The following is an 821-nucleotide window of genomic DNA, read 5'->3' as shown; positions in this document are numbered from 1 at the left end:
AGATCAGCATCAATCACCCCGACCAGAGACAACCCAGGGAAATGGTGTCCTTTAGCAACCAACTGCGTTCCAATAATAATATCAACATCGCCTTTTGCAATTGCTTCCAATTCACTTCGTAATTGACGAATGCCACCTTTTAAATCGGTTGACAGAATCAACAACCGCGCTTGGGGAAAAAGCATCTGTGTCTCTTCAGCAATTCTTTCTACACCAGGCCCACAAGCCACAAGATGATCTAAAGTCCCACATTCAGGACACACTTCTGGAAAAGGCTGATGATACCCACAATGATGGCATTTAAGCTGCCCTTGCGCGCGATGTTCAACCAACCAACTCGAACAATTTGTACAATGAAAACGATGTCCACAAACCCGGCATAAAGTTAAAGGAGCATAACCACGGCGATTAAGAAAAAGGAGAGCTTGTTCACCTTTTTTGAGGGTTTGTGTTAAAGCATGTTCAAGAGCGGAGGAAATAAAACGCCCCTTTTGCACACCCCCTTGGCGCATATCAACCACTCGCAATTGTGGAAGTGCTGCTTCTTTAAAACGCGATGGCAAATGCACCCTTTGATAACGTCCTCTTAAAACATTAGCCTGACTTTCAATTGACGGTGTTGCTGAGGATAAAATAACAGGAAAATGCTCGAAAGAGCCTCGTGCCACCGCCATATCACGCGCATGATAAAAAATGCGCTCTTCTTGTTTATAAGCGCCATCATGTTCTTCATCGACAACAATCAAGCCAAGCTCATGAAAGGGAAGAAAAAGCGCCGAACGTGCCCCTGCAACGACCCGCACCCGCCCCTCTGCAATTTG

Annotated in this window: 1 protein-coding gene; it reads right to left on the bottom strand. The window is 45.7% G+C overall.

Going from position 1 to position 821, the window contains the following annotated elements:
* Positions 1-821, bottom strand: an 821-nt coding sequence (priA, locus tag ACFIK8_RS10790) for a primosomal protein N' (protein WP_375669423.1), incomplete at both ends; no start/stop codon positions are given.

The organism is Bartonella sp. MR168JLCBS (assembly GCF_042194175.1).
This window is presented reverse-complemented; position numbering and strand designations above follow the sequence as displayed.